The 21,006-nt window shown below is 64.3% G+C and carries 23 protein-coding genes; 7 read left to right on the top strand and 16 right to left on the bottom strand.

What is annotated here, in order from left to right:
• Positions 1–12: 12 nt before the first annotated feature.
• From A5678_RS04045 to A5678_RS04030, 4 genes are all read right to left on the bottom strand, one after another.
• Positions 13–639, bottom strand: a complete 627-nt coding sequence (locus A5678_RS04045) for a fatty-acid--CoA ligase (RefSeq protein WP_068038726.1) — start codon at positions 637–639, stop codon at positions 13–15.
• Positions 636–2,039, bottom strand: a complete 1,404-nt coding sequence (locus A5678_RS04040) for a FadD3 family acyl-CoA ligase (RefSeq protein ID WP_068038723.1) — start codon at positions 2,037–2,039, stop codon at positions 636–638. Before A5678_RS04040 ends, A5678_RS04045 begins: the two co-directional genes overlap by 4 nt.
• Before the next feature lie 32 nt (positions 2,040–2,071).
• Positions 2,072–3,262 carry an amidohydrolase family protein gene (locus A5678_RS04035; protein ID WP_068038720.1) on the bottom strand — a complete coding sequence of 397 codons (1,191 nt, stop codon included), beginning with the start codon at positions 3,260–3,262 and terminating at the stop codon, positions 2,072–2,074.
• An 82-nt stretch (positions 3,263–3,344) separates the two neighbouring features.
• Positions 3,345–3,767: a lipoprotein LpqH gene (locus tag A5678_RS04030; protein ID WP_068038717.1), complete on the bottom strand. Its 423-nt coding sequence runs from the start codon at positions 3,765–3,767 to the stop codon at positions 3,345–3,347.
• A 110-nt stretch (positions 3,768–3,877) separates the two neighbouring features.
• Between A5678_RS04030 and A5678_RS04025 the strand changes: the two genes are divergently transcribed.
• Positions 3,878–4,624, top strand: a complete 747-nt coding sequence (locus tag A5678_RS04025; protein WP_068038714.1) for an enoyl-CoA hydratase/isomerase family protein — start codon at positions 3,878–3,880, stop codon at positions 4,622–4,624.
• Between the two features lie 41 nt (positions 4,625–4,665).
• Complete coding sequence (locus A5678_RS04020; RefSeq protein ID WP_082945376.1) at positions 4,666–5,049, top strand: hypothetical protein; 384 nt, start codon at positions 4,666–4,668, stop codon at positions 5,047–5,049.
• Here A5678_RS04020 and A5678_RS04015 read toward each other — a convergent pair.
• Positions 5,004–5,678, bottom strand: coding sequence for a TetR/AcrR family transcriptional regulator (locus A5678_RS04015; protein WP_068038857.1), 675 nt, complete (start codon positions 5,676–5,678; stop codon positions 5,004–5,006). The two genes, A5678_RS04020 and A5678_RS04015, sit on opposite strands and share 46 nt — an antisense overlap.
• Before the next feature lie 187 nt (positions 5,679–5,865).
• On the opposite strand from A5678_RS04015, the gene A5678_RS04010 reads away from it, so the two are divergent.
• A complete protein-coding gene (locus A5678_RS04010) occupies positions 5,866–7,161 on the top strand; it encodes a cytochrome P450 (RefSeq protein WP_068038708.1) in 1,296 nt (431 codons plus the stop codon).
• Position 7,162: 1 nt separating this feature from the next.
• Here the strand turns inward: A5678_RS04010 and A5678_RS04005 are convergent, their stop codons facing one another.
• The 4 genes from A5678_RS04005 to A5678_RS03990 are packed head-to-tail and all read right to left on the bottom strand — an operon-like array spanning position 7,163 to position 9,661.
• Entirely contained in the window at positions 7,163–7,456 is a 294-nt protein-coding gene (locus tag A5678_RS04005; protein ID WP_068038854.1) for a cytochrome C oxidase subunit IV family protein, read from the bottom strand.
• Positions 7,456–8,052: a cytochrome c oxidase subunit 3 family protein gene (locus A5678_RS04000; RefSeq protein ID WP_068038703.1), complete on the bottom strand. Its 597-nt coding sequence runs from the start codon at positions 8,050–8,052 to the stop codon at positions 7,456–7,458. The genes A5678_RS04005 and A5678_RS04000 overlap by 1 nt, the downstream gene beginning before the upstream one ends.
• A complete protein-coding gene (locus A5678_RS03995) occupies positions 8,052–8,879 on the bottom strand; it encodes a hypothetical protein (RefSeq protein ID WP_068038700.1) in 828 nt (275 codons plus the stop codon). The genes A5678_RS04000 and A5678_RS03995 overlap by 1 nt, the downstream gene beginning before the upstream one ends.
• Positions 8,876–9,661, bottom strand: coding sequence for a hypothetical protein (locus A5678_RS03990; RefSeq protein ID WP_068038850.1), 786 nt, complete (start codon positions 9,659–9,661; stop codon positions 8,876–8,878). The genes A5678_RS03995 and A5678_RS03990 overlap by 4 nt, the downstream gene beginning before the upstream one ends.
• A 102-nt stretch (positions 9,662–9,763) precedes the next feature.
• On the opposite strand from A5678_RS03990, the gene A5678_RS03985 reads away from it, so the two are divergent.
• The gene (locus A5678_RS03985; RefSeq protein WP_068038697.1) at positions 9,764–10,369 is read left to right on the top strand and encodes a TetR/AcrR family transcriptional regulator; all 606 of its coding nucleotides are present in this window, start codon (positions 9,764–9,766) and stop codon (positions 10,367–10,369) included.
• 9 nt (positions 10,370–10,378) lie between these two features.
• On the opposite strand, the gene A5678_RS03980 is transcribed toward A5678_RS03985, so the two are convergent.
• A complete protein-coding gene (locus tag A5678_RS03980; protein WP_068038694.1) occupies positions 10,379–10,768 on the bottom strand; it encodes a hypothetical protein in 390 nt (129 codons plus the stop codon).
• A gap of 211 nt (positions 10,769–10,979) precedes the next feature.
• Here A5678_RS03980 and A5678_RS03975 point away from each other — a divergent pair, with 211 nt between their 5' ends.
• The 3 genes from A5678_RS03975 to A5678_RS03965 all read left to right on the top strand — a co-directional run bounded on the left by A5678_RS03975 (position 10,980) and on the right by A5678_RS03965 (position 13,065).
• Positions 10,980–11,783: a hypothetical protein gene (locus tag A5678_RS03975; protein WP_068038691.1), complete on the top strand. Its 804-nt coding sequence runs from the start codon at positions 10,980–10,982 to the stop codon at positions 11,781–11,783.
• Positions 11,780–12,418, top strand: coding sequence for a hypothetical protein (locus A5678_RS03970; RefSeq protein WP_068038688.1), 639 nt, complete (start codon positions 11,780–11,782; stop codon positions 12,416–12,418). Before A5678_RS03975 ends, A5678_RS03970 begins: the two co-directional genes overlap by 4 nt.
• Before the next feature lie 125 nt (positions 12,419–12,543).
• Positions 12,544–13,065: a hypothetical protein gene (locus tag A5678_RS03965; protein WP_068038847.1), complete on the top strand. Its 522-nt coding sequence runs from the start codon at positions 12,544–12,546 to the stop codon at positions 13,063–13,065.
• Between the two features lie 68 nt (positions 13,066–13,133).
• Here A5678_RS03965 and A5678_RS03960 read toward each other — a convergent pair whose 3' ends face one another.
• Genes A5678_RS03960 through A5678_RS03935 form a run of 6 tightly spaced genes read right to left on the bottom strand, consistent with a single transcriptional unit; the run spans position 13,134 to position 20,986 of the window.
• A complete protein-coding gene (locus A5678_RS03960) occupies positions 13,134–14,870 on the bottom strand; it encodes an MCE family protein (protein WP_068038685.1) in 1,737 nt (578 codons plus the stop codon).
• Positions 14,871–16,169: an MCE family protein gene (locus tag A5678_RS03955; protein ID WP_068038682.1), complete on the bottom strand. Its 1,299-nt coding sequence runs from the start codon at positions 16,167–16,169 to the stop codon at positions 14,871–14,873.
• On the bottom strand, positions 16,166–17,590 hold the full coding sequence (locus A5678_RS03950; protein ID WP_068038679.1) for an MCE family protein: 1,425 nt from the start codon (positions 17,588–17,590) through the stop codon (positions 16,166–16,168). The genes A5678_RS03955 and A5678_RS03950 overlap by 4 nt, the downstream gene beginning before the upstream one ends.
• A complete protein-coding gene (locus A5678_RS03945) occupies positions 17,587–18,705 on the bottom strand; it encodes an MCE family protein (protein ID WP_068038845.1) in 1,119 nt (372 codons plus the stop codon). Before A5678_RS03945 ends, A5678_RS03950 begins: the two co-directional genes overlap by 4 nt.
• On the bottom strand, positions 18,705–19,727 hold the full coding sequence (locus A5678_RS03940; protein WP_068038676.1) for an MCE family protein: 1,023 nt from the start codon (positions 19,725–19,727) through the stop codon (positions 18,705–18,707). Before A5678_RS03940 ends, A5678_RS03945 begins: the two co-directional genes overlap by 1 nt.
• Entirely contained in the window at positions 19,724–20,986 is a 1,263-nt protein-coding gene (locus A5678_RS03935; RefSeq protein WP_068038673.1) for an MCE family protein, read from the bottom strand. Before A5678_RS03935 ends, A5678_RS03940 begins: the two co-directional genes overlap by 4 nt.
• Positions 20,987–21,006: the final 20 nt, after the last annotated feature.

Below are 21,006 nucleotides of genomic sequence, written 5' to 3'. Positions count from 1 at the left end.
CGCCCTGCCCGCTCAGTCCGCCTCGATGCGCATCATGTTGGTGAATCGGCCGACGAATATCGGTGGATAGGGCCCCATTCCGGCGCCGGACATCCACTCGGCCGCTGCGTCGGGATGCTCGATCCATCGCCGCGCGCTCTCTTCGTCGGGCAGCTCCGACATGATCAGCACCTCGTGCTCATCGTCGAAGGCCTGGAAGATCCAGGTCTTGCGGATGCCGGCCGCGACGAATCTGTCGGTGGCCGAAGCGACTTCGGCGGCCAGCGCCGCCACGTCGTGGACCGAGGCGATGGTGGCGACCACGACGCCGGGCGCCTCGGGCGTCACGGTGGGCGCCGGGACGAACCGTTCGACGATCTCGCCGGCGAAGACCGCCGGAATGTCGTCGACGCCGGCCGCGTCGAACCAGTCGAAGAAGACTCGCGAGCGCAGCAGCTCCACGATCGGCTCGCGGCTGTGGATTCCGATCATCACCAACACGCGGCCGTAGTCATGCGTCGAGGTGTAGACCAGGACGTGGTGGGCGCCGATGTCGGACAGCGCCGCCTTTCTGCGCTCGAGCAGCGGCCATACCCGGCTGGGGTCCGGGACACGGTAATCCGACGCGATCACCATCGAATGAATGTCGCCGTCACTCAACGGAGTTGATCCTTCATCACTTTCCCCGTGGCATTGAGCGGCAGCTCGTCGAGAAACTGGATGGATCTCGGCGCTTTGAATCCAGCCATCCGCTCTCGGCACCATATCAGCAGGTCATCCTCGGACACCCGCGTTTTCGCCACCACAAAGGCCTTGCCCACCTGGCCGAGCCGATCATCGGGGACCCCGATGACGGCGGCTTGCGCCACCGCCGGATGCTCCAGCAGGTAGCCCTCGATCTCCGCCGGGTAGGCATTGAACCCGCCCACGATGAACATGTCCTTCTTGCGGCCGTCGATCCGCAGCCGACCCGCCGCGTCGAGGCGGCCCAGATCGCCGGTGTGCAACCAGCCGTCCGTGTCGATCGCCGCGGCGGTGCCCTCCGGGTCATCCAAATACCCCTGCATCACGCCGTAGCCGCGGACCAGCACTTCGCCGTCGTCGGCGATGCGCACCTCCACCCCGTCGCACGGCAGGCCCGCCGTGGTCGCCACGTCCTCGAACGAATCGCCGGGCCGGGACAGGGTGACGTTGCCCGCCTCGGTCAGCCCGTATCCGGTCATCAGCGTCTGGAAGGGCAGTTCGCCGTGGATGCGACGGACCAGTTCCACCGGGATGTCGGCCGCGCCGGTGACGCCCGCTCGCAGCGTCGACAGCTTGGCCTTGTCGCCGACCGTCAGCAACGAGTGGTACAGCGTCGGCGGACCGGGCAGCATCGTGACGCGTTCGCGCTCAACGAGATTCACCACCGCGTCGACGTCGAAAACCGCGACCGGCAGCATCGTCGCACCCCGCAGAAACGACGTGATCAGTCCCGCTTTCAGGCCGAACGTGTGGAAATACGGGTTGATCTGCAGGTAGCGGTCCCCCTGGCGCAGGTCCGCGAGCGTCGCCCATTCCTCATACATCCGCAGTGTCTGGCGATGATTCATCATCGCGCCCTTCGGGCGACCGGTCGTGCCCGAGGTGAAGATGACGTCGGCGATGTCGGTGCCGCCCACCGCGCACGCGAACGGGGAGCCCCCGGCAAGGAAGTCGGATTTCAGATCGATGACGGGTATCCCGGCCGGCGCGGTGTAGTCCTGCCCCAGAAAGCCCTTCTGGACCAGTACGGCCTTCGCCTTGCTGCGGGTGATGATGTCGCCCGCTTCGTCCGCCTTGAACCGCGTGTTGACCGGAACCAGCACGCCGCCGGCGGTGAGCAGCCCGAAGGCGGCGATAATCCACTCTGCCGAGTTGGGCGCCCAGATGGCGACCCGGTCGCCCTTCTCCACCCCGAGGTCAGCGAATGCGCCTGCGGCGCAACGGATTCGCTCTACCACTTCGGAGAATGTGAGGCGCAGCGGACCGTCCACGACCGCTTCCGCATCGCCGAAGCGGTCCGCCGCGCTCAAGACCATCTCGGGGATGGTCCGCCACGCCTCCCTAGGCGTCACACCGTGACGAGCCGACCGAGGTTGCCGCCCATGATCTTTGCCTGGTCGTCGACCGACAGGTGCGACAGCGCGTTGACGTAGAAGGTCGGCTCGGCCAGCCCTTCGGGGTGCGGCCAGTCCGAGCCGTACAGCACCCGGTCCACGCCGACGAGATTGACCAGGTCGTCGATGCCGTCCTCGAAGAACGGGCTGACGTGGATGCGGTTCTTGACCATCTCGACCGGGTCGCTCGGGAAGACTTCCGGCGCCTTCCGGAAGACCTCGGCAAGGCCATCCAGCAACGGGGTCATCCATTTCGAGCCGGCCTCGACGATCGCGACCTTCAGCTTGGGGTGGCGGTAGAGCGCACCGTGGATCACCCACGAGCCCACCGCGTCCTGGATGGGCCGCCACTCGTTGAGGATGCCCATCGCATTGGTCTGGAACGGCAGCATCTCCTGCTCGGCACCGTCCCACTCGGAGGTGTACCGGGAGTAACCGCTGTCGCTGGAGTGCATGCCGACGAGCAGGTCGTACTCGACGACCCGCTCCCAGAACGGGTCGAACTCGGGCACCGCGAACGACCGAGGGCCGCGGAAGCCGGGGACCGGAGCCGGGCGGATCAGGATGCAGCGCGCACCGCGCTTGACCGCCCACTCCAGCTCTTCGATCGCCTTGTCGACGATCGGCAGGGTGATGACCGGAGTGGTGAAGATCCGGTTCTGGTAGTTGAAGCCCCAGACCTCATCGAGCCATTCGTTCAGCGCATGGATCAGGACGTGGATGGCGACCGGGTCGTCGCGCAACCGCTCCTCGAGCAGGCTGGCCAGCGTCGGGAACATCAGGGTGCGGTCCAGACCCAGCTCGTTCATCTTCTCCAGACGCGGGCCGGGCTCGAAGAACGCCGGGATCGCGCGCATCGGCTCACCGAACAGTTCGCGCTTGCTCTTGCCGTCCGGGTTGCCGTACTTGAAGTACTCCTCCCACGCGCCCGGCCGGGCGACGACCTCGAAGGTCGGGTTGGGAATGTAGTTGCTGATGTGGCCGCGAATCGCGATCTTGGTGCGCCCATTGATCTGCACGTACTGGACGAAGTCCTTGTACTCCTTCGGCAGGAACTTGGTCAGCGCCTCCGGCGGCTCGTAGAGATGGTTGTCCGCGTCAAAGATCGGAAACGGGACGTCCTCCCGGTGCGACAACTGGCCCATGAAATCCTCCTTCGCAATTTATGAGAATTGTATTCTCTACAGGCGTCGAACCGCAACGGGCCCCGGCGTCCTGAATGGCCGGTCAGCAAGCAATGACGATTTTGAAGGTGGCCGTGGTCGGCTCGTTGGGTTTGTCGGCCTTCGAGCCGTGCGCGGTGCCGGTGATGGTGAACCTGCCGCCGCTCAAACTTATGTCCGCATCACCCTCGCCCCCACGCGAGTACATGCCGGTGAAGTCGCCCAGGTTGCGGATGCGGACCGACTCGACGGAAACCGGATCCGCTCGCTCGTCGACGATGACTTTGGCCCCGGCGAAGTCGCCGCCGATGTCGATCGTCCGGGTCCACTCCCGCTGACCGCACTTGACGACGTTGAACTTCGTGTCGACTCCGTTGACGGTCGCGGAGGCGGTGCTGGAGATTTGGGTGGGCGGCCGCGGAGTGCACGCGCCGAGCATGGTGACGGCGAGCGACGCCGTGACCATTGCCGCGATTCGATCCCGCATGGGGCGCCCCTGTCTTCGCTGACGATAGCTCTTCGGCCTGCGGCGACGATGTTATTCTCGCATCGAGAGAATGCCAATATCGTCTGTTCTCGTCCAAGGAGCAATAACGCATGGTGGACCTGGAGATCGATGACGGGTTGGCGGTGCTGACCATCGATCGCCCGCATGCGCGCAATGCCATCGCGCTGGACACCATGCAGCAGCTGGAGAAGGCGCTCGACGCCGCGGCGGGCGCCAGGACCCTGGTGATCAAGGGGGCGGGCGAGCGGGCTTTTGTATCCGGCGGCGACCTCAAGGAACTGCGTGCGCTGCGCACCGAAGAGGACGCCGCGGCGATGGCCAAGCGGATGCGTGCGATCTGCGATCAGCTTGCCAGCTTCCCGGCTCCGGTGATCGCCGCGCTCAACGGCCACGCCTTCGGCGGTGGCGCCGAAGTGGCCGTCGCCGCCGACATCCGGGTGGCGGCCGACGACGTCAAGATCGCCTTCAACCAGGTGGAGCTGGCGATCATGCCGGCCTGGGGCGGCGCCGAGCGGCTGGCCGAGCTCGTCGGAAAGAGCCGGGCGCTGTTGTTGGCCGGCACCGGAACCGCGCTCACCGCGGAGGAGGCCGAGCGAGTCGGCTTGGTGGACCGGGTGTTCCCCCGCGCCTCGTTCGACGAAGGGTGGCAAGCCATCGCGAGGTCGCTGGCTCGCCATCCGGCGACCGAGATTAAGCGCGTAATCAGCGGAGTTTCGGCAGACGAAGCGATAGCATCCTTTGCGCGGCTGTGGGTTGCCGACGCACACTGGCGGGCCGCGGAGCGGGTGATGAACCGCACCACGAGTGCGCGACGGGCGGCCGGAGGGGCGAAATGACGGTCAGACGGTTGGGCTGGGGCGCGGCCACGTTGGCGGCGATGCTGGCCGGTGCGACCTGTTCAGTCGTGGGCCCCGGCCGCGCCCATGCCGACCCGGTCATGCATCATGTCAAGTACACCGTGAGCGCGCAGAACCCGATCTACACCGATATCTACTACCTGGACCACCAGCCGGAAAAATTCTCCGACTACAGCCACAACCCCTACTCGTTCACACCGCACGTCGACGTTGACATCGCTCCGGACAAGCCATGGAGCTTCGATCTGGACATGTCGAACCCCGACGCGTACGCGATGGTCGTGGCGAGCACGGGCACGGAGCCCGGCACGCCGGGGCTGCACTGCGATCTTGCGGTCGACGGCGCCGTCGTCGTATCTCAGGACGGCCCGAAGGGCGTGCTCTGTTCGCTGCGCAACTGGTGAACCACCCAGGCCGGCGGCATACCAGGAATGGGTTGCGGCTCGCCTTCCAGGCGGCGCAGGTGGCTCTCGACCAGCGCCATGGTCTCGGCATGGCCGCCGGACATGCCGATAGCCTGCTCGAGCACCAGCATGCGCGACAGGCTGGTCATCAGCACCGTCCAGACCACCGGCGGCATCTCGGAGGTGTCCTCGCCGTAGCGTTGCAGCGCGGCCGCCACCGCTTGGCGCTGTTCCTCACGGAAACGCTCGGCGTAGTAAGCGATTTCGGCTCGCATCTCCTTGCGATGGTTCGCCAGCGCCATGAATTCCATCGAGATGCGGGTGAATGCCGGATCGGTGCCGAACCTCCACAGCGCCCACAGCGGCTGTGGCGACTGCAGCGCTTCGGCTTGAAACCGCAGGCCCTCCTCGGCACGGCGCCGGAAGACCTCGAGGAACAGGTCCTCCATGGTGCGGAAGTAATAGTGCACCAGCTGCGGCTTCAGCCCGGCCCTGCCGGCGAGGCGACGCGAGGTCACGGCGGCGTAACCCTCTTCGAGCATCAGTTGTTCGGCCGCGTCGAGCAGCAGGCCGCGATTCTTCGCGTCCGGCGCTCCGATCCTGCGAGCCCCGGAAGAAGACGCTGTCATCTCCACACTCCGTACTGTGCGCCATCCGACCCCACGGATCGTATCGTGGCGCGGCGTTGCGATCTTGACCCTGACATTACCGCCATGCTAAGCAGGTGCTCAGCACATTTTCGGTTCTCGAAATCGGGGCGGCGGTACGGTTTGCCGCCGATAAGACCGGTAACCCAGCCCAGGGAGACGCAATCCGATGAGCACGTACGATTCCATCGACTTCTTCACCGACCCGTCACTGGTCCCGGATCCGCACCCTTATTTCGACTACCTGCGCAGTCAGAACCCGGTGCTGCGCCTGCCGCACTATGGCGTCGTCGCGGTCACCGGTTACGACGAAGCCTGCGAGGTTTATAAGGATCCGGAGACGTTCTCCAACATCGTCGCGCTCGGCGGGCCGTTCCCACCGCTGCCCTTCACGCCCGAAGGCGACGACATCGGTCCCCAGATCGATGCGCACCGCAGCTCCTTTCCCATGAACGAGCACATGGTCACCATGGACCCGCCGGAGCACACCAAGGCCCGGTCGGTGCTGGCCAAGCTGCTGACTCCGAGCCGGCTGAAGCAGAACGAGGAGTTCATGTGGCGGCTCGCCGACCGTCAGCTCGACGAGTTCCTGCGCAACGGCGAGTGCGAGTTCATCGCCGAATACTCAAAGCCGTTCGCCACGCTGGTGATCGCCGACCTACTCGGCGTACCTGAAGAGGACCACAAGGAGTTTCGTAAAGTCTTGGGCGCCGACCGCCCCGAGGCGCGGGTTGGCGCGCTGGATCACGAGTCGGTCGGGATCAACCCGCTGGAGTGGCTCGACGACAAGTTCTGCAACTACATCGAGGATCGGCGGCGCGAACCCCGCGGCGACGTGCTGACCTTCCTGGCGGAAGCGAAGTATCCGGACGGCTCGACGCCCCCGGTGATCGAGGTGGTCCGCTCGGCGACGTTCCTCTTCGCCGCCGGACAGGAAACCACCGCCAAGCTGCTCAGCGCTGCCCTGCAGGTACTCGGCGATCGGCCCGACATCCAGCAACAGGTGCGCGAGGACCGCAGCCTGATCCCCGCGTTCATCGAGGAATCGCTGCGCATGGACAGCCCCGTCAAGAGCGATTCGCGCCTGGCCCGCAGGGCAACGAGCATCGGCGGTGTCGACATCCCCGCCGGCACTGTTGTGATGGTGCTACCGGGCGCCGCCAACCGCGACCCGCGCCGGTTCGACAACCCGCACGAGTTCGACCTTCGCCGCAAGAACGTCCGCGAACACATGGCGTTCGCGCGTGGCGTGCACTCGTGTCCCGGTGGGCCGCTCGCCCGCGTCGAGGGCCGTGTCTCGATCGAACGGATCCTGGACCGGATGCCGCACATCGAAATCAACGAGGCTCATCACGGGCCGGCGGCCGAACGTCGCTACACCTACGAGCCGACCTACATCCTGCGAGGCCTGAGCGAACTGCACCTGAAGTTCACCACCGCGGACGCGGTCGCGTCCGTCGGCTGACTCAGTGCGTCATGCCGACGAAATAGCAGGTGAGCAGGGCGACGGCCATCAGCACCACCCACGCGTCGGTAAGCCGGCACAGCAGTACCGGAGCGTTTCGCACCTCCATGAACTCACGAAAGATGATGCGCACCTTGATAAGTGCGATCACGATGACACTCGACGTGACCACCGCACTGGAATTCAGCGCGCCGGCCCGGCCCCCTGCGGAGTGGTCTATCCATAGGTAGCCGAGGGTGAGGGCCGCCAGGATCATCCATACCACCAGGAGTCGTTTGTTGAATTTGATTCCGATCACCTCACCACGTAGAGCAGCGCGAAGATCAACACCCACAGGAAATCGACGGTGTGCCAATAGGTGGCGCAGGTTTCGACCAGCTGCTGAGATTCGTTTGATGCGTGGGTCTTTCGCGTCTTCTCGCGAAGCTGATAGACGATGACGCCGAGGGCGACGAAGCCGATCAGCAGATGCACGAAGTGGATACCGGTGAGAAAGAAGTAGTAGGTGAAAAAGTCGTTGCTGTCCAATCCATTTCCCATGCGCACCAACCGGGCCCATTCGAAGACCTTGAAGAAGAGGAAAACCGCGGCGAATGCGACCGTGATGAACACCTCTTGCAGCGCCGCGCGGTAGGCGCCGACCCGCGCCGACTGGACACAACGCGCAACCGACCAGGAGCTCAGCAGCAAGACAAGGGTGTTGACGACCCCCACGCGCAGGTCGAGCTGAGCCTGCGCATGCAGGAAGAGCTCGGGGCTGCGGGCGCGGTAGAACAGGTAAAACCCGAAATATCCGGTGAAAACCAGTGTCTCGAACAACACGAAGGCCCACATGTCGGGCTGACCCGGCACGAATCGGGCGCGGTTATTCGCTTCGCCGAGTTCAGACATCAGGACGGAGCCTTGACATCGGTCGGCGCGGCTTTCCGTTTCCGCGGCAGCTCTGGCAGCGGCCCGGTGCCGAAGTCCTCACGGCGGATCATTTGAAAGAGCATCACGATGAAGGTGACCTGATAGACGCCGAACACCACCATGTCCAACCACCAAGCGATCTGACCATTCCAGGCCAAGACACCCCGCTGGAAAATCCAGCACGGCGACACGACAACCTCGGTCAGTGCGTTGCACAGGTTGAGATAGCCGAACCACTTGGGGAACACCCGGTTCTTGTCGAGCAGAATCGCGACCATCCAGATCAGCGAGCCGATCAGGAACACTCCCATGGTCCCGTCGAAAGACAAGAAGGCGAAGTCGTAGAGCCAGCCGATCGCTTCGGGGTCGCGCTCTGGCCGTAGGGTCCCGACGATCAGCGCGATGCACAGCAGCAGCATTCCGGGAACCGCGCTGAGCGAATAGATGATCAGATACGAGTAGCCGAACGCGCGGCTGACGGACATGCGTCGCATCGAGTAGGCGATGAGCGCATTGTTGAACGCGATCATGCCGCTGATGGCGAAGATGACGCCGAAGCCGAAAGGTATGCCCAGGTGCCGTTCGGAGAACCAGTGGACCTGCGTCGCGAGGTCCCAGGTCGGCTGCGGCGGCGGCTGGACTTGAGCCACGATGAAGAACATCGGAAAGAAGACGTTGTAGAACACGATCATCGTCCACCACGCCAGCCACAGCTCGCGCTTGGGATTGTGCCGCAGATGCCATGCGATTCGGTGCTGCGGCGGGCCCTGGGGCGGGGGCTTCGGCGGTGTGATCACGCTGCTCACGCGTTGACCAATTCTTCGGGACGCCCACGGTTCTCGGCGCGCTCCCGATAAATGGCTTGTCCCAGCACAACGCCCATCACGACGATCCAGACCGCAATGGCAACGTTCTTCACCCAGAAGGACAGGAAGCCGTCCCACGCCAGCGGGCCGGTCAGTGAGATACCGACGAAGGCCGCGGGCACCAGCGCGACGGCCACCAAGAGGTTGAAGTGGGCCACCCAGCGGCTGAGGACCGGATGCGGTTGGTCATCGAAATAGATTGCCAGGGCGAGGATTACGCTTTGCCCGATCAAAAACGGGACCAGGATGGTGAAGGTCATCCAGCCGAAATCGTTGAGTAACTGGGTCAGCTCCGGGCTGCGTTCCGGGCGGAAGGCCGCCAGCAGCCAGCAGACGTTGGCTACCAGGAACAGGGTCGGGCCGCCGGCCGCGCAGCCCAGCATCGCGTAGGAGAAGATCGGTGTCCGATGCGCCATTCGGCGGATCTGCAGGACGATCAGGGCCAGGATCGGCACCAGGCACACACCGAACCAGTTGAACACGATCATGCTGTACCGGATCTCCGGGAGGTGCGCCGGATCGCGATAAAAGGCGGCGACCTGTTCCGCCGGCATCGTTGGCGACATCGGCGGATTGAAGCCCGGAAACAGGAAGAAGCAGGCGATCCATAGCAGCAGCGCCACTGGCAACGTCCAGAGCAGGATCAGCTCACCGTCGGTCCGGCGCAGCGCGGCCTGCCTCGACCCCCGACCTTGTGCATCGCCACCGTCGACGTCGGACATCAGCGCTCCCTCCCACGCGAGATCGGTCGCCTCCACACGGCTAGTCAGCGAAGCTAGCCGATCGGCTAGCTTGGAGTCAATATCGTCGTCTAGTCTCGGTGCGTGGGAACAGCGCGGCAACCGGTCACGGATGAGCAATTCTGGCTGATCGAGCACAGCGCGGCCCGGACGCGCGTGCTCGATGCCGCGTTGGATCTGTTCGCCACACATGGTGTCAGCGGTACGTCGCTGCAGATGATCGCCGATGCCGTCGGGATAACGAAAGCCGCTGTCTACCATCAATTTCGGACTAAAGAACAGATCGTCATCGCCGTGACCGAGCGCGAACTCGGCCGGCTCGAGCCGGCGCTCGAGGAGGCCGAAGCATACGACGACGGACCTCAGGCGCGAGATGCCCTGTTGGTGCGCGTGGTCGAGATGGCGGTTCGCGACCGCCGGTTGGTGCGCACGCTGCAATTCGATCCCGTCGTCGTCCGATTGCTGGCCGAGCACAAGCCGTTTCAACTTTTCATGGACCGCCTGTACCAGGTGCTGCTGAGCGATGCGGGTCTGGACGGGCGGATCGAGGCGGCCATGTTCTCCGGCGCACTCAGCACCGCGGTCATGCATCCGCTGGTTGCCGACATCGACGACGAAACATTGCTCGAACGGGTTACCGATTTGAGCCGGCGTCTGCTCGGTCTGCCTCGGGAAGCCAACGACGGATGAACAGTGCGGCTACGTGTCGGCGCGTACCCAGGTCATAACGCCGTCGTGGGCAAAGCAGATCAGAAACAGACCATCGGGCGCCTGCGCGACGTAGTTCTGGTAGTTCTGGCAGTCGGCGCCTTCCTCCTTGACTCCCGCCATGGGCGGTGACCGGAACCATCGCGGCTGGTATCTCCTCGGCGAGCCGCAGAACATCAAACGGCCGGGCTCGGAGGCGAAGGAGACGTAGCCGTCGGCGACACCAAAGGCGTAGTAAGTGGTGTTGTCGCACGGCGCGCCCAAAACCTGGTGCGGCATGATGCCCGGGGTGCAGGCGGGGTAGTCGCAGACGGAAGGCCCCGCAAACGATGGCGGCGCCGCCAGCACACTGGCGCCGAGCAACGCGGCAACCAGGGCCACGATCGATCGCACCCGATTACTGTGCCATATCTGAAAAGAAAATTCTCCTGGTCGGAGAAGATCACCTGACCGCACTACCGCCGGCGCCGATCAACGCCGAACGCTACCCAGCCCCGTACCCGGGCAAGTGCGCGTTTCCGCATGTAAGAGCCATGGAGCAGCCGGTCGATGCCGGCGTTGAGCCCAAGCTGGAGTGATAGGCTGCTTCTCCGTGCACGATCCGGAGCGGCCCGAGGCCGACCATTGTGATGAGCCGGCGGACGTGACCGACCACGACGAGTCACAGCCGCGTTCAGGAGGAGACCCCGGTGCGATAGCACCCGTCTCGGAAGTGGACTCAGAAGACGAAGTTGCCAAGGCTGAAGCGCGCGCCGAGGCGGCTCGGGCACGCCTCGCCAGGCTGCGCGCGGCAGCCGAAACCGGAGACGCGAACGACCACGCTGGTTCCGAAAATGTCGAGCAGCCCCCCGCAAAGTCCACCCGGGCACGCCTACGGCTCCGCCGCCCCGGGCGGCCACGCTGGCTCCGACGCCCGAGGCGGAAAAACGTAGCCGCCGGCGTCGGCATCGCGCTCGCCTCCGCTTCCCTCGCAGCGAGCGGTTACATGGTTTCGCAGCACCGCACCACCGTGCACAAACAACAGCTCGCGGCGGAGTTCAGTGCCGCAGCCCGGCAAGGGGTCACGGCGCTGTTGTCAATTGACCCCGATCATGCCAAGAGGGATGTCCAGCGCATGATCGATGCCTCGACGGGCGACCTCAACAGCCAACTGTCGGCGATGTCACTCCTCATGGTCAAGAAGGCCGAGGACACGAAGGTCGGCAGCACCGTCACCGTGGAAGCCGTCGCCGTCGAGTCGGCGGGCGACAATTCGGGGGTTATGCTCGTGGCGGCGAAAACCGTTGCCACTGGGCCGGATAACGCCAAACCGCCACCGGCCTTATTCCGGCTCAGCGTCAATATGGACCGCGAACGCGGGCAGCTCAAGATGTCGAAAGTTGATTTCCTGCAATGACTGTCGAGCATGGCTCGCTGCCGGACAGCACCGAAACAGCGATTGGCGACGGGGAAAGTCCGCCCGCCGACGAGAACACGGGACCGCCCGCTTCCCGGGAACCGGCTCGGACCAGCGGACTGGCCACGATCAAGCGCTGGATCCGCCGGTGCCTGGCGAGGTGGCGTTCCATAGTCGCGACACTGTTGGTCGTCACCGCGATGGGCGTCGCCGCCGGTCTCTACTTCGTTTTGTACCGGCCGGATCAGCAGGTCGGCGACGCGGCGGCGAACCAAGCGATCCAGGCGGCGTCAGACGGTTCTGTAGCAGTGCTGTCGTACGCTCCCGACAACCTCAACCGTGATTTCGCGAAGGCAAAGTCGTATCTCACCGGTAATTTCCTCGCCTACTACACCAAGTTCTCAGAACAGATCGCGGCGCTGGCACAGCAGAAACGCGTCACGGAGACAGCCAAGGTGGTTCGGGCTGCTGTTATGGAGTTGCACCCGAATTCAGCCGTGGTGCTGGTGTTCATCAACCAGACCGCCACAAGCAAGGACAAGCCGGAACCGCAGACGACCGCGAACGGCGCCCGGGTGACGTTGACGAAAGTCAAGGGTTCCTGGCTGATCTCGGAGTTGGATCCGCTGTCGTGACCGCTTTACATTTTGGTTCGATCGCCATTTTGCCGGGGCCGAAGCGGTGTTAATCTCATTGCACGAAAAGCCGCGTTGATACCGCATTAAATGTCGGTTAATTGAAGCGGGTCGAGGAGCACCTGATGCGATCAGTTCGAACACTCACCACCGCAACGCTGGTCGCCGCGACCGTATTCGGCGGTTTGGGCACGGCATCGACTGCGCGGGCGACAACCAAGGAAGAAGTGGCCGTCAACGGGACGTTCCGCGCCACGTCCATCGGCGATTGGGCCCAGAGGAATGATCAGTACTTCGGCGAGCCGACGGTCGTCCAGACATGGACGATCAGCTCGACGTGCGTCACGTTTCAGGAGTGCCACGGCACGGTGACCAGCGACCAGGGATGGAGCGCGCCCCTGTTTATGAATGACGGGGAGATGTGGAAGGTCAAGCGCGAGGTGCCCAACTGGGAGCGGTGCGAGGACGGTAACGCGTTCCCCGGGCAGCAAACGTTCTTTTTCTATCCAGTGAACCAATACGGCGGATATCAACTCGGGTCATCGACCTACGCTGGGAAGGACAAGACGGTCGGCCCGTCTGGTGCCTGCGGCCAAAATCAGTGGCTTGATATCACGATGCCGTTGCGCCTGGACCAGCTGAGCTGACCGGGCGTTCGCTCCCTGTCCGACTGCTTTTCAGACCGCTGCGCGGCCTACATCGTCGCGGGGCGGCTTCAGGTGGGAAGCATGTCCTGCCATGTCTTGGGCGCTTTCGGGGCAACGAGATCCGATTGCTGGTACATCTTCCCGTCCGGACCGATATAACGACCCGTATGCGGGTCGTACCGCGCGATGGTGACCGAGGGCACCGGCTTACCGGCCCCGCTCCCGAATGCGCTGGGCGCGGCCTGGGGCCCTGCGCCGCCGAGGGTGTCGGGCGGTGCGGCATCGGGAGGAGCGGGCGCGGCGGGCGGCGGGGGAATTTCTCCCGGTGCAGGGACGTCGAGTGGCGCTATGGGCGGAAGGTCAGCCGACATTCTCGACATGGGCGCCAGCGGAGGTGGTCCCGACGACGGCACGGGCGGTACGGCCGCTCCAATAGTGCCCGGTGGCGGGTTCTCTCCGCGCGGCCCCGCCGGTGTTCCGCGCGGCACCGCCCCCGGCGGCAGCGGTGTTCCCTCGACCGGGGCGAAGATTCTGTCGTTGGAGGTGATCCGGTCATCGGGCGGAACGCCCTGGGCGAGCAGATTCGGGTCCAATGGGTAAGGACCGAGGACGTGCTGGCGCATCGCCAGCGGCATGTACGGCTTATCGCTGTTGCAGATTTCGACCGTGGGCGCGCGCTTGCCCGGGTGACCCATGCAGGGATAGTTGCGGGCACCGCGGACTGAAAGCGGTGAATCCTGCGGGAGTTTGCAATACAACCCGTCCGGTGTGTCGATGTCGCTGAGGTCGTCCGGGGATCGCCACGTGTTGGGCGGCATGAAGCCGACGGTGCAAATCGGCGGATCGTCGATCGTGAGCGCGAAGTCACCCTTGGCCAGACCGTCGGGATCATTGGTGGGGGAAGCAGCCTGCTCGATAGCAACCGCCGACGGCAGCAACACCAGCAGCTGCTCCAGCGAAGGGTGGTAGGTGACGGCGATCTGCCCGATGGTGGTCAGGTTGGCGAGCAACACCGGCAGCGTCGGTTTGATTTGTTCGAAAAGCCGGGACGCTTCGTTTAAAGCCTCAGGGCCCTTTTCGAGGATGATGCGGAAGTGGGAATCGTCGTTCACCAGCACATCCGAGATGCCGGCGAGGCTACGTGCCCACGTTCTGATCGAATCGGCGGTCTGTGCTTGGGTATCCAACAGCGGCCCGGTGTCTTCGGTGAGGGCTCGGGTGCGATCGACGACGCCGTTGGCGTCGCGGGAAATGGTCTGTGAGGAATCGATTAGTGATCCCAGGTCGTAACCGGCGCCATTGAAGCCCTTGAAGGACTCGTCGAGCAATTGGCCCAGTTTGGTCTTCGGGATGCTCTGGACCAAGGCATTGAGCTGATCGAGCATCGGTCCGACCGGCTGCGGAATCGTCGTGTTGTGCGCGGAGATTACCGAGCCGTCGTGCAGGTAGGGCGGCGAATCGGTTTTGGGCTGCAAGTCCACGTACTGTTCACCCACCGCGGACACACTGAGCACCTTCGCTGTCAAGTCGGCGGGGACCTTCGGCGAAGTACTAAGCGACAGCGTCGCTTTCGCGCCGGTCGGGGTCAAACCCACCGAGGTGACCTTACCGAGCTGAACCCCACGGTAGGTCACGTTGGAGAACCGGTACAGGCCACCGGTGGCTGGCAGCTCCAGCGTCACCGTCATCCGACCGATGCCGAGCAGGGTCGGCGCCTGGATGTAGAAGAGGACCATCGCGATCACGCCGATGGTTCCGGCGATCGCGAAAACCGCCAGCTGGATCCGAACGAAGCGCGTCAGCATCTATCCACCCGCTCCCGTTCCAGGCGCCTCCGCGGGCGGCGCCGTTTGACCTAGACCCGCGTCGGCCGGCGGAGTCGCAGCAGGCGGAGGCCCGGGCAGCGGTGCCGCAGTCGGCGGCGGGCCGGGCAACGGGGCCGCAACCGGCGGAGGCCCGGGCAGCGGAGGAAGGCTCGCGGCGTCGACCCACGGTGGCCGCAGGGGGTCATGCATCGGATCGTGGGTGTATTGAAGGTAATACGGCTCCCCGGGTGCCGGCGGCTCCGGCTGGTCGAGCTGCCCCCAATGGGTCCCCAGCATCAGTCCCCGCTTGAGCCGTGGAATCGACAGGTCCAAATCGACGTGCAGGTTGAAGTAGTCGCCCCGGACCGCTCGGTCGACGAAGTTCTGGGTGAACGGGAACACGAACCCAGCCGCGATCGCAGTGCCGAACTCGGGCCCGACGTCGGCGAGCGCCCGGATCGTCGGCTCCAGGTTTTTGAGATTCGTGACCAGGTCGGCCTGCGAGTCGTTGATCAACCGGGTGGCGGTGTTGCTGAAGACGCGAAGTTTGTCCAGCGCGGCCGTGAGCCGCGGCCGCTCCTTGATCAGCACATCGAGAGCGGGCGGAATCTTCTGCAGCGCCTGGGTGAGAACGTCGCGTTGGTCGGCGAATGTTCCGGCGAGTCGGTTCAGCGCCTGGATCGATTGGACGATGTTGTCCCTCTGGTCGTCCAGCGTTCCCACGAACGTGTCGAGGCGAGTGAGCAGATCACGTACGGCGCCCTCGCGCCCGGACAGTGCGGCGGAAAAGTTGTGGATGATCTCACCGATCTGTCCCAGTCCCCCGCCATTGACTACGGCTCCCAGCGACGACAGCGTCTGTTCTGTCGACGGGTACGCCGATGACCGACTCAGCGGGATGGTGGCCCCCGGCTGCAGCCGCCCGCTCCCCTGTTGGCCGAGGGGGGTGTTCAGCTCAACATGCATCGACCCCAACAGGCTGGTCTGACCGACGGTGGCCACCACGTTGGCCGGGACGACGACATCGCGTTTCACTGAGATCTCGACGTCCGCGTGCCAGCCTCGCACTCTCATCGTGCCGACGCTGCCGACGACGACATCGTCGATCATCACCGGCGAATTCGACTCCATCGTGCCGACATTCGGGAGTTCGACGTGGTAAATGTTGGCCCCCGGCCCGCGTCCGACCGCGCCGGGCAGCGGCAGAGAATTCAGGCCGTGGAATGCACATCCCGTCGCCGTCACCACGACACAACAGCCGATGGCGAACACCCTCCGCGCCGCTATCCGCGCGATCATTGTTGCGGCCCATCGGCCGGTAGCAGCATGCCCGACGCGCTCTGCGCCGGGGGCGGAGGTGGCGGCTCCGGGGTGGACGGCGGGGGCGGCAGCGGCATCGCCGCGCCCGGTATCCGCGCCGGCGGCACCGCCCCGGGCGGTCCCACCGGATCACCGGGCAAGCCCGTGTAGGCCGACACCGCGGGCGGGATCTCGGGTGGTCCAGGTTTCGGGCCCTCGCCGCCGGGCGCCAGCCGGGGTTCGCTGTAGAGAATCTTGGACGGGTCCACGGACTTCTGCAAGAAGATGTTGATGGGAATCGGCAGGTTGTTGAAGTTCAGCAGCCGCAAACCTGGACCGAGGAACAGGGCACACAGCTTCCCCGATTCGACCGCAGTGACGTTCTCGATGGCGCCGATTTGGTCACAGCCTGGGAAAGACAGCAGAAGCTGACCCCCAAACGTGGGATTCGCGAAGTTCATGATCCCAAACCCGCCCACAATGGTCCCGGTGTCGGCGTTGTAGTCGTTGAAGAAGTTGCCGAGCGCGTTCGGCGAGGTGTGCAGGATATTCTCCAGAGCCATGTGCTTATCGACCAAGACCTGTGTGACATCGGCCAACCGAGCAATCTGCTCGCTGGTCTGATTGCGAGTCCCGGCGATGAAGCGCTGGACCTCGCCGACCGCCGTCGACAGATCGGTCAACGCCGCGTCCAGGTCGGACCTGCTGTCGTCAACCACGCTGGTGAGTGTGGCCAGGCGGTCGTTGAACTGGACGATCTGCACGTTGCTGTCGCGCAGCGCGCCGACGAAGGTCTGCAGGTTCTTGATGATGTCGACGATGTTGCCGCTACCGTTGGCCAGGATGCGGCCCACCCCTGACAGCTGGCCGAGTGTCTGCCGCAGCTTGTCGCCATTGCCCTCGAGCGCATTCGCAGCGCTGTCGATGAACCGGCCCACCGACGTGCCGGATACACCACTTTTGGGTCCCAAATCCGTTGCCAGCCGCATCAACTGGGTCTTGACCTCATCCCACTCGACCGGCACTGCGGTCCGTTCGACCGGTATGACCGCCCCATCGTGCATGACCGGCCCACTGTCCCGATAGGCCGGCGACAGTTGCACGTAGCGGGCCGACACCAGATTCGACGCGACGATAATCGCCTTCGCGTCCGCCGGAATCGGGACGTCGCGGTCGACCTTGAGGACCATCTTGGCCTGTGTGCCCTGCGGCTGAATGGATTTGATGTTGCCGACTTTGACACCCGATACCCGAACCTCGTCATGGGGATAGATCGCGGTGGCGGTGGTGAAGTAGGCGGTAATCGTCTTCGGGCCGAAGAACGTATTGCGGACGAGCACGGCGGCGCCGGCTGCGATGAGGCAGACCAGGACAACCGCCCCGAGTGCGGCCACCCTTTTGCGGGGCATGCGGGCGATCATTGCGACCCTCCGATCCTGCCGCCCAACGTGCAGCCAGGACACACCGGAATGCCGTTGTACGGCCAGGGGATCAGCGACCGAGGTACCGGCGACGGGTGGCCGGGGCCCTTAGAAGTGTCGAAGGTGCGGAATCCCCAGAGGTAGTCGAAGAACGGTTGGAAGAGTTGGGGGACAAGGAAGTTCGGGACGAATGCGGAATATGCATACATGCTTGAGATCGCCTCACCAACCGTGATCTCGAATTTCGCCAGACCCGGCAGCGCCTTGCTGATGTTGTCGCGGTTCTTTTCCAGCATCGCGAGGACCCTGTTCAGCCTCTCCAGCGTGGGTGCCAGTTTGCTTTCGTTCTCGTGCACCAACGCCGTCAGCTGTTTGGCCACCACCGACGTGTTTGCCAGCAGGTCCACGATCTCTTGCCGCCGCGCCACCAGGACTTGGAGCAGAGAGTCGGAATTGAGGATGAGCTTGTTGACCTGCTGGCTGCGCTCGGAAAGGATCCCGGTGACGTCGCCGGCGCTCTTGAATAGCTCGCCCAGGCTCTTGTTGCGGCTGTTGAGGGTGCGCGATAACCGGGTGAGCGCGTCGAAGGCCGGCCCCATTTGTGGCGCGATCTGGTCGAGCGTCGCAGCGAGCGTGTCCAACGACTGGTTCAGCGCCGCGGTGTTGGTTCCGGCGGTGTCGGTCGTAAAGTCGCTGACCGCCTCCGTCAGTGAGTACGGCGACGACGTGCGCGACACGGGAATGAGAGCCATCGGATGCATCGTGCCGTTGCCCGCGGACTCCAATGCAAGCATCCGCTCGCCCAGCAGCGTGCCGGTGCGGATGTGCGCGGAGGTCTCCGACCCGAGCAGGATGTTGCCCTTCATCGCGAACGTCACCAGCGCATCGCCGTGGCGCAGCTTCACATCCGACACCGTGCCGACCTTCACGCCCGACACGATCACAGGGTTGCCCGTCGCAAGGCCGCCGGCTTCGGTAAACAGCGCCTGGTACCTGACCATCGTCGCCCACGAAATGAACCGGTCGGGCGACAGGCCCACGAGGATGACCATCACCGCCAGGACGACGCCGATCAATCCTGCCTTGACAAGCCCAGCTCCGCGATACTTGAGCATCAGGGTTCCGTGCACCTTCCAGCTTCTGACCTGAAAAAGGGAGCTTTTACCGTCTTGCCCTGAAGATCCGTGCCCCGCAGCTCCAACTGGCACAGGTAGTACGGGATTGTGGCACCGTTCACTCCGAGTCGGACCAGCTTGCGGTAGTTCTTCGGCGCCTTGCCGATCGCGGCGTCGAGGCGGTCCTTGTCGTTATCGAGAATCGGCGCCAGCCGACTCAGCTGGTCTATCGTGCCGGACAGCGGCGGCCGCGCGTTGCTCAGCAAATCCGCCAGCGAGGCGGTTCCCCTGTCCAGCGCGTCGATGGCGGAGCCGATCGTGTTGCGGTCGTCCGACAGCCCGCTGACAAGCCGCTCGAGGCGATCGATTGCGCCGGAGAATTGGTTACCGTCCTTGGAGATCGTGCCGATGACGATGTTGAGGTTGTCGATCAGTTGCTGCACGGTTTGATCGTTGTCCGCCAAGGCGTTTGAAAACGACGTCGTCTTGGCGAACAGCGATTCGAGAGTCCCGCCTTGCCCCTGGAAGACCTGCAACAATCCCGACGTCAGCGCGTTGACGTCGCGCGCATTCAGGCCCTGGGTAACGGGTTTCAGTCCGCCGAGTAGCAGATCGAGGTCGAGCGCCGGCGCTGTGCGGTTGACAGGAATCTGACCGCCGGCCGGCAGGCGCCTGGTCGAGCCCGGACCATCGACGAGCTCGAGGTAGCGATCGCCCACCAGGTTCAGGTAGCGCACCGCCGCCCTGGTGCCCTCGGTGAGGACGACGTTGCGGTCGGCGTCGAACTTCACGACAACCTTCTTGTCCGGCTGCAGCGAAACACTATTGACGGTGCCGACCCGGATACCCGCGACCCGCACCGACTGCCCCGCCTTGAGACGCGAAACGTCGGAGAACACGGCCGAATACCCGTTTGTGGCACCCGTCCGGTACTGGCCGAAGATGAAGAACAGGAAGGCGGTCAGCATCGCCATCACGACCGCGAAGATCGTGAACTTGATCAGCGTTGCGCGGGTTCTCATCCGGGCATCCCAACCATGGCGGAGTTGCGTGGCGGCCCGGCGATCGGCCCGTACAACAGCTGCTTGAGGAGATCGGAGTTGATCAGCAGCTGCGGGTTTCCGTACCCGACCGGGTCGGCGCCGATATCAGTGATGAATTGCGGTGGAGCCGAGTTGAACGGAATTACCGGCAGACCCAGGCATTTCGGCCCACCCGTTGCCGCAACCTTGGGAAGGTTTGTTGGATACCGGTAGCGTTCGCCGCCCCACGTGAGGCTTGCCGAGATGTTGATGCTCGGTTCCGACAGCGGCGGACTGTGGGCTATCGTTACCAGCCCGCCGAAACCGCAGGTGAGCGCCTCGTGGTACACGTTGGTCAGATCGGTGGTCGGCACCAGCAGATGCAACACATCCGTCAGTCGTTGTCGGTTCGTCGACAACACGTCGTTGCCGATGTCGGCCAGGCCGATCGCGCTGATCAAGAATGCATCCAGGTTGCGCTGCTCCTCGACGATCGTCTTGCTGATCCGGGTCGCATTTGACGCGGTCTTCAACAGGTACGGTGCCGCGTCGGCGTAGGCGTTTGACACCACCGGTAAGACCGAGAGGTCATGCCTGAATGCGGGCAGGCTCGGCTCCAGCTTGGCCAGAAACGAATCCAGGTCGCTCAGCGACTGGCCGAGCTGTGGACCCCGCCCACTGAACGCTTGGGCGAGCGCACCCAGTGACTCGTTGAGCTTCGGTGGGTCGATGTGCTCGAGGACGGACACCAACTGCTGGAACACCGTGTTGATTTCAACCATGACGTGCTGACCCTGCAGCGTCTGGCCGGCGTGCAGCCGCTGGGCCGAGGGTTGCGCCGGTTCCACCAGCAGGACGGACTTCGCGCCGAAGACCGTCGATGACGCGATGTCGACGAGCACATTGCCGGGTATGAAGTGCAATTGCGACGGGTCCATCGCCAAGTGGATGGCCGCTTGGCCGTTGGGCAGCGATTCGATCGAAGCGACCTTGCCTACCTGCACGCCGCGCATCTTGACCTTGGCGTCGGGGTTCATGACCAGGCCGGCGCGTTGCGAGATCACGGTCACCGGCACGGATTCGGTGAAGGAGCCCTGAAACAGACCCACCGCCACGGCGAAAATCAAGCCGATGATGACGACGGTGATCAGTCCGAGCAGGGGTGGCAGGTAATTCCGTGATGCCGGCGGCCGCGCATGGCCGGCGCGCGCGGGTCGGCCACCGACCGCGCCGCGACCCGCTGGCACACTCTGCGTCACTGCCGTTCCACCTCCTGAAG

Source organism: Mycobacterium sp. E2733 (assembly GCF_001667585.1).
Classification (GTDB): domain Bacteria; phylum Actinomycetota; class Actinomycetes; order Mycobacteriales; family Mycobacteriaceae; genus Mycobacterium.
Note: the sequence above shows the minus strand (reverse complement) of the source record. Positions and strands in the feature narration are given on the sequence as shown.

Excerpts from the sequence above, each read along its gene's own strand:
- A5678_RS04040 (WP_068038723.1), bottom strand. The coding sequence starts at position 2,039 with ATGGTCTTGAGCGCGGCGGACCGCTTCGGCGATGCGGAAGCGGTCGTG.
- A5678_RS04035 (WP_068038720.1), bottom strand. The coding sequence starts at position 3,262 with ATGGGCCAGTTGTCGCACCGGGAGGACGTCCCGTTTCCGATCTTTGAC.
- A5678_RS04030 (WP_068038717.1), bottom strand. The coding sequence starts at position 3,767 with ATGCGGGATCGAATCGCGGCAATGGTCACGGCGTCGCTCGCCGTCACC.
- A5678_RS04025 (WP_068038714.1), top strand. The coding sequence starts at position 3,878 with ATGGTGGACCTGGAGATCGATGACGGGTTGGCGGTGCTGACCATCGAT.
- A5678_RS04020 (WP_082945376.1), top strand. The coding sequence starts at position 4,666 with ATGCTGGCCGGTGCGACCTGTTCAGTCGTGGGCCCCGGCCGCGCCCAT.
- A5678_RS04015 (WP_068038857.1), bottom strand. The coding sequence starts at position 5,678 with ATGACAGCGTCTTCTTCCGGGGCTCGCAGGATCGGAGCGCCGGACGCG.
- A5678_RS04010 (WP_068038708.1), top strand. The coding sequence starts at position 5,866 with ATGAGCACGTACGATTCCATCGACTTCTTCACCGACCCGTCACTGGTC.
- A5678_RS04000 (WP_068038703.1), bottom strand. The coding sequence starts at position 8,052 with ATGTCTGAACTCGGCGAAGCGAATAACCGCGCCCGATTCGTGCCGGGT.
- A5678_RS03990 (WP_068038850.1), bottom strand. The coding sequence starts at position 9,661 with ATGTCCGACGTCGACGGTGGCGATGCACAAGGTCGGGGGTCGAGGCAG.
- A5678_RS03970 (WP_068038688.1), top strand. The coding sequence starts at position 11,780 with ATGACTGTCGAGCATGGCTCGCTGCCGGACAGCACCGAAACAGCGATT.
- A5678_RS03965 (WP_068038847.1), top strand. The coding sequence starts at position 12,544 with ATGCGATCAGTTCGAACACTCACCACCGCAACGCTGGTCGCCGCGACC.
- A5678_RS03960 (WP_068038685.1), bottom strand. The coding sequence starts at position 14,870 with ATGCTGACGCGCTTCGTTCGGATCCAGCTGGCGGTTTTCGCGATCGCC.
- A5678_RS03955 (WP_068038682.1), bottom strand. The coding sequence starts at position 16,169 with ATGATCGCGCGGATAGCGGCGCGGAGGGTGTTCGCCATCGGCTGTTGT.
- A5678_RS03950 (WP_068038679.1), bottom strand. The coding sequence starts at position 17,590 with ATGATCGCCCGCATGCCCCGCAAAAGGGTGGCCGCACTCGGGGCGGTT.
- A5678_RS03945 (WP_068038845.1), bottom strand. The coding sequence starts at position 18,705 with ATGCTCAAGTATCGCGGAGCTGGGCTTGTCAAGGCAGGATTGATCGGC.
- A5678_RS03940 (WP_068038676.1), bottom strand. The coding sequence starts at position 19,727 with ATGAGAACCCGCGCAACGCTGATCAAGTTCACGATCTTCGCGGTCGTG.